Genomic DNA, 6,127 nt, shown 5'->3' with positions numbered 1-6,127 from the left:
CCCGCCGGTGCGGCGCCGCCGGTGTTGAACAGCCCGGGCACCAGTCCGACGCACGCGCCGCCACCCGCGCCGACCAGGCCGAACAGGCCGGGACGGGACGCGCCCGCGCGGCCGGGGCTACCGGGTCAGCCCGGCAGACCCGCACCGGGCTCCGAGTGGGCCGGTGCGCAGGATGCGCGCGCGGACGCGTCCGCGCCTGTCCTCGACGCGCCTGTGTCGCCACCCACCGGCGCGGCCGTGTCCGGGCTGGAGGAGACCAGGCTGCGCGGCCGCACCGCCACTACGCCGGCGGTCAGATCCCGCCCGGGGTCCGCGGTCGCGTCGGAGCTGACCGCGCGTCGGGCCAGGCCCGTCGGCATGGCCCCGGCACAGGGGCAGGACGCGCATGCGGACGAGGATCAGCGGATCGTCACCGACGATGAGGCGTTCAGCGTGGACACTCCGGGTGGCAGCGTGGTGACCAAGAAACCCGAGGACAGGTCGTACCGCGCGGAGCCGCCCTCGGCCCTCGGCCGGGGCGGCTAGCCTCGGCGGGCCACCCGCGTCCGGGGCCGGCTGGAGGGCCAAAGGAAGCGCGATCATGTTCTTCGTGCCGCCGGCGGCCCAGATCCCGCCGGCGGCCCAGATCCCTGAGTCGCTAGCCGGCCCCGGACGCCAGGCCGAGCATGACGGCGTCCCGCGGCAGCAGCCACGGTGACGCCAGCACCCGCCGTTCGACGAAGCCGACGACGTCGTATCCGCGCAGGGTGGACACGGTCTTCCTGGCATAGAAGTCGTCTTCGTTCATCTCGGAGAGCCGGACGAGGTCGACGGCGTACCGCGCGAAGTCGCTGGGCGTGACGTAGAACACCACGCCGCTGGTCGAGCCGAATTCACTGTTCTGCCCCCACTCGAAACGCTCCTCGCCGTCGGCGCGTGTCTCGTTAGGGGTCACGACGTACGACCCGAGGATGGCGCTGACGAGTCTCGTCTGCACCCCGGAGGCGATCACATCGAAATCGGCCGGCAACAGATGATCATCCCACGGTGGTGCGGCGGCGCTGACGTCCGGCACGAAAGTGACGTTCACAACGTAGTTGAGGAGCACGGTGAAGACGCCTTCGTAGAGGTCCGCGACAGGCGGTTCGTGCTCCGGCGGCTCGTGGACCACCTTGACCGGGTAGTCGGCCTTCGGGCTGACCTTTATCCTGCGCAACCTCCGATCGGGCTCATCGCGTCGCGGCGAGCAGGTCGTCGAGCACGAGCGTACGGAGGTCGTCGCGGCCGGGCACCCGGCCCAGTGCCCGCAACCGGCCGGACTGCGCCTTGCGCATGCCCTCCAGCAGTTTGCGCGCCTCGCGCGCGTTGCCGAAGTTCTGGTCGCGTTCAATCTGGCTGAACCACTCGAAGAGAGCGTCGTCGACGCCTGATGCGAGCAGGTAGTCGTCGTTCCGTGCGATGCGGTCGGCGATGAGCACCAGTTCCTGCGGCGAGTAGTTCTCGAACTCCAGTGTCTTGGCGAACCGGGAGGCGAGACCGGCGTTGGCGTCCAGGAAGTCCGCCATTTCGGCGGTGTAGCCAGCCACGATTACGGCCGCCCGGTCACGGTGGTCCTCCATGAGCTTGACGAGCGTGTCGATGGCCTCCTGACCGAAGTCGGCGCTGGCGCCGCTGGAGCGCGACAGGGTGTATGCCTCGTCGATGAAGAGGACGCCGCCCATGGCCTCCTCAAAAACCGACGTGGTCTTCTCGGCGGTGTGACCGATGTACTGGCCGACCAGGTCCCGCCGGGCAACCTCCTTGAACTTGCCGTTGGGCAACACCCCCAGTGCCTTGAGCAGCTGGCCGTAGAGCCGGGCGACCGTGGTCTTGCCGGTGCCCGGGGCACCGGTGAAGACGAGGTGGTTGCTGACCGCGCCGACGGCCAGGCCGGCGTCACGCCGCCACTCGTTGACCTGGATCTCGTCGATCAGTGCCCGCACCTCGGCCTTGACCCCTCCCAGCCCGATCATCGAGTCCAGTTCGGCGAGCAGCTTGTCGACCTTCTCCGCGTCCTGGCCGGTTGCTCCCTCGATGGCGCTGACGCCGACCTTGGGTCTGTGCGCGGTGTCGTCGGCCTCACGGATGACCGGCGTGGCGCCCTCATCCACGTGGATGCCGGGCACGGCCGTGTCCTCGACCCGGGTGCCTTCAACGAGGCCGCCGCACCCGCGGCCGAACATGATGCCGACACCGTGGGTGTCGTGCACCCAGCTGTTGGTGATGGTCGGCGAACTCTGGTGCGCGACCGAGATGCCCACGTCCCCGGTCCCGGAGATGTCACACCGCTCGATCGTCGGCCGCGCCGCCTGGTACACGTAGATCCCGCGGAAGCCGCAGCCCTCGATCGTGCAGTTGCGGATGGTCGGGTCCGCGCCGAGGCGCACGATGATCCCGTCGTCCGCGATATTGCGCACCTCGCACTTGTCCAGGATGCCGCCGGCGTCCTCGATGACGATGCCGTACTGCCCCTGAACGACCTTGACGTCAGAGGCTTGGACGCGGGCACCGTCGCTCACGCTGACCCCGGCCGCGTGCCCGGCGCTGACCTGACATGTATCGATCTGGAGTCGGCCGCCGGCCGCGGCCACCGCCGGATAGTCGCCGGCCGCCAGAACCAGCCCGCGAAGCGTCACCTCCGCGCTGTCGCAGGCTACCGCGGAGCCATCCGCGGCCGTCGCGTCGATCGTCACCGAACCCGGGTCGGCCGCCGCCGTCAGGGTCAGCCGCCGCCCCCGCAGCCGAAGGGCTTCGAGGTAGACACCGGGCTCGATGGAGATCACAGCACCGTCCGTCGCGATCTCCAAAGCATCCTGGATTGTCGGATACGCCCCGGTCCGTCGCGGGGACACTGTCACTGTTTGTGCCATAACTCCGCCCGATCCGGCGTCAAGAGGACGTCCCGAGAGTATCCGGCACCAAACGGGACCACCGGGAGCTGGAGCAGGAGCAGGAGCAGGAGCGATCATCGTCCGGTGCTGCTCATGGGGTCCTCCGGAGTGGGCAGGTCCTCGATCCCGCGTGCCGGGCTGCTGGCCGGTCTCGACCACCGGCGCGAGGCGGATCTGGACGAGCCCCTGGCCGGCCGGTGCCGCTGCCCGCGCCGGGAGCCCAACCACTGCGGGCAGGCGCCATTCCGGCTCGCGGACCGGCCCCGCACACCGTCAGTGACAGCGCTGGGACGGTAGACGCCGAGCGCACCCTGCGCCGCCAGGGGCCTGACCCCCGAACCCGCGGATTGAGAGGCAGCGGCAGCGCATCCGCAGATGTCCGCCAGCATCGGCCGCACAGGCATCCGTCGTTCGCGCACGTCCACCAACGTCCGCCAACGTTTTCGTCACTCACCGCTGTCAGACAGACACCTCTAGCCTCTACACTCGTGGCGTTGAACGCTGTGAGTACCGAAGATCTCACCAGCGATGAACAGTTCCGGGGGGAGCAAGGCAATCATGCCCACAGCGCTGATCATCGGTGCCGGGATCGCCGGCCCGGTCGCCGCGATGGCCCTGCAGCGAGCCGGGATCGACGTCCTGGTGCACGAGGCGTACCCGGCTCCGACCGCGGAGGTCGGTTCGTGGATCGGCCTGCAGACCAACGGCCTGGACGCGCTGCGGGCGATCGGCGCCGACCGTATCGTCCGCGAGCTTGCCGTCCCGACACCGTCGATCGCCTTCCGGACCAGCACCGGCCGGGTGCTCGGCGAGATCCCGACCGGCCGGCCGCTGCCGGGCGGGAGCACGGGGGTGTCGATAAAGCGCTCCGACCTGCACCGCGCCCTGCGGGACGAGACATCCCGCAGGGGCATCGAGATCCGGCACGGCCGGCGCCTGGCGAGCGTGGCCAGCGGCGCCGACGGGGTCGTCGCCACCTTCGCCGACGGCGGCACGGCAACGGGCGACCTGCTCGTCGGCTGCGACGGCATCCACTCCCGGGTGCGGGAGTCGCTGAACCCGTCCGGCCCGCGGGCACGCTACGTCCCGATACTGAATGTCGGCGGCTACGCCAACGTCACACCGCCAGGTGACCGCCCCGGCGTGCTGACGATGACGTTCGGCAGGCGGGCGTTCTCCGGCCGCCTCGTCACCCCCACCGGGCAGACGTGGTGGTTCGCCAACCCGCCGCGGCGGGACGAACCGGCCGACGGCGAACTGGGGCGGATCAGCGACGCGCAGTGGCGGGACTCGCTGCGCCAGCTCTACGGGCTCGACCGGTCCCCCATCATGGATCTGATCGCCGCCACCCCCGGGCCGCTGACCGGCTGGACAACGTACGACCTGCCCACCGTCCCGGTCTGGCACGACGACCGGAGCATACTGATCGGCGACGCCGCGCACGCCACCTCACCCTCGTCCGGCCAGGGTGCGTCGATGGCGATCGAGGACGCGGTCATACTCGGACAGTGCCTGCGCGACCTGCCGGTGCCACGGGCGTTCGCCCGGTTCGAGGCGCTGCGCCGGCCCCGGGTGGAGCGGGTCGTCGCCGAGGGCCGGAAGTCCAGCCGGCTGCGCTCGGTCGGGCCGGTCGGCCGGCTGGCCCGCGGCCTCGTGCTGCCGCTGGTGCTCAGGCACGCCGCCGGCAGCGGCGCCGGGTCACTCGCCTGGATGCACCAGCATCACATCGACTGGGACGCGCCGGTGACGACCGCTGGCGTCCCGGCCCCGGCTCCCGCGAAAGACATCTCGACGAACCTGCCCGGCTGACGTCCCCCGGCCGCGGTCACCGCCAGGCCGATCCCACCGGTCCCACCGGTCCCGCCGGGTCGCCCCGGCCGCGGACCGCCCGACCGCCGCAATCGTGATCATGCGCCCGCACGGCCGGGGACGGACTCGGCGCCGGCCGCGGCCTGGCCGACACATCGTCCTGTCCGACGCCTTGCCCAGCCCGGCGGCAACGGCTAACGTACAACCCGATGGTTGTACATCAGGAGTCCGCCGAACGCGCCAATCGCCTCTTCCATGCCCTGGCTGACGCGACGCGGCGTGAGATCGTGACCCTCACCCTGACCGGTGAGCAGTCGGTCTCTCAGCTCGCCCGGCGGTTCCCGATGAGTTTCGCGGCCGTCCAGAAACACGTGGCGGTGCTGGAGCGCGCCGGGCTGGTCACCAAGCAGCGACAGGGCCGGGAGCAGCGGGTACGAGGCAACGCGGACGCCCTGCGCGAGGCCCGTCGGCTGCTGGACCAACTGGCGGACGTATGGCGGGGGCGTATCGACCGGATCGACGCGATCCTCACCGATCCCGATCCCGGCCCCGGCCCCGGCCCCGGAAACAGCGAAAACAGCGAAAACAGTGGGGAGCACGCACATGCCAGTGATCGACATCAAGAAGAACCCTGAAGCCCTCACGCTGACGCTCACCGCGCGGTTCGACGCGCCGCCGCCGCGGGTGTGGCAGGTCTGGCAGGACCCTCGTCAGCTCGAGCGCTGGTGGGGTCCGCCGACCTACCCCGCGACCGTCGTCGACCATGACCTGGCACCCGGCGGTACGGTCACCTACTTCATGACCGGGCCGGAGGGCGAGAAGTACCACGGCTGGTGGCGCGTCCTGTCCGTCGACGCCCCGCACCGGCTGGAGTTCGAGGACGGCTTCGCCGACGACTCCGGCCGCCCCAACCCCGACATGCCCGTCACGGCCGTCCGCGTACAGCTCACCGCGGACGGCGAGGCCGCCACCGTGATGACGATCGAGAGCGTCTTCCCCACGCTTGCGGCGATGGAGCAGTTGGTGTCCATGGGCATGGTCGAGGGCATCTCCGCGGCCGTGGGTCAGATCGACACGCTGCTGGACTCCCTCACCGTCTGACGAGGGCCGTCACCGCGACCGGCCGGTGAAGGACGACTGGCCCAGAAAGGACTGATGCCAGCCGTCGTGATCAGCGGGCCGGCAGCGACCATCCCGCCGTGACGGCCCATGTCCGCGCCCTGCTCATGATGTCGGCGATGAGCGGCGACTTGGCATCGGCGTAGGCGTTCATGTCCGGCCAGTCGCGGGCGGCGAGTTCCTGCTTGAGGGCCTGGTAGGCGGCGCGGTCGGCCGTGTCGTGCCGTAGCCAGTCGCGGAAGAGCAGGTGGCGGCGCTCCCACGGGCTGTCCCCTCTGTGTCAGTCTCGG

The 6,127-nt window shown here is 70.7% G+C and carries 6 protein-coding genes and 2 pseudogenes; 5 read left to right on the top strand and 3 right to left on the bottom strand.

Going from position 1 to position 6,127, the window contains the following annotated elements:
- Positions 1-525, top strand: a pseudogene (locus FrCorBMG51_RS30010) (hypothetical protein); the annotation flags it as partial.
- A gap of 112 nt (positions 526-637) precedes the next feature.
- Here FrCorBMG51_RS30010 and FrCorBMG51_RS22460 read toward each other — a convergent pair.
- On the bottom strand, positions 638-1,195 hold the full coding sequence (locus tag FrCorBMG51_RS22460; protein WP_047225003.1) for a hypothetical protein: 558 nt from the start codon (positions 1,193-1,195) through the stop codon (positions 638-640).
- 13 nt (positions 1,196-1,208) lie between these two features.
- Positions 1,209-2,801: a right-handed parallel beta-helix repeat-containing protein gene (locus FrCorBMG51_RS22455; protein ID WP_235433821.1), complete on the bottom strand. Its 1,593-nt coding sequence runs from the start codon at positions 2,799-2,801 to the stop codon at positions 1,209-1,211.
- Between the two features lie 192 nt (positions 2,802-2,993).
- Between FrCorBMG51_RS22455 and FrCorBMG51_RS22450 the strand changes: the two genes are divergently transcribed.
- The 4 genes from FrCorBMG51_RS22450 (at position 2,994) to FrCorBMG51_RS22435 (ending at position 5,819) form a co-directional block, all read left to right on the top strand.
- Positions 2,994-3,206 (top strand): hypothetical protein, encoded by a 213-nt coding sequence (locus tag FrCorBMG51_RS22450; RefSeq protein ID WP_047225001.1) that lies wholly within the window; start codon positions 2,994-2,996, stop codon positions 3,204-3,206.
- Between the two features lie 261 nt (positions 3,207-3,467).
- Positions 3,468-4,718: an FAD-dependent oxidoreductase gene (locus tag FrCorBMG51_RS22445; protein ID WP_047225000.1), complete on the top strand. Its 1,251-nt coding sequence runs from the start codon at positions 3,468-3,470 to the stop codon at positions 4,716-4,718.
- 209 nt (positions 4,719-4,927) lie between these two features.
- Positions 4,928-5,353 (top strand): ArsR/SmtB family transcription factor, encoded by a 426-nt coding sequence (locus FrCorBMG51_RS22440; RefSeq protein ID WP_047224999.1) that lies wholly within the window; start codon positions 4,928-4,930, stop codon positions 5,351-5,353.
- The gene (locus FrCorBMG51_RS22435; protein ID WP_047224998.1) at positions 5,322-5,819 is read left to right on the top strand and encodes an SRPBCC family protein; all 498 of its coding nucleotides are present in this window, start codon (positions 5,322-5,324) and stop codon (positions 5,817-5,819) included. Before FrCorBMG51_RS22440 ends, FrCorBMG51_RS22435 begins: the two co-directional genes overlap by 32 nt.
- 70 nt (positions 5,820-5,889) lie before the next feature.
- Here FrCorBMG51_RS22435 and FrCorBMG51_RS32735 read toward each other — a convergent pair.
- A pseudogene (locus FrCorBMG51_RS32735) lies at positions 5,890-6,096 on the bottom strand (GrpB family protein); the annotation flags it as partial.
- Positions 6,097-6,127 lie beyond the last annotated feature (31 nt).

The organism is Protofrankia coriariae (assembly GCF_001017755.1).
Classification (GTDB): Bacteria; Actinomycetota; Actinomycetes; order Frankiales; family Frankiaceae; genus Protofrankia; species Protofrankia coriariae.
Note: the sequence above shows the minus strand (reverse complement) of the source record. Positions and strands in the feature narration are given on the sequence as shown.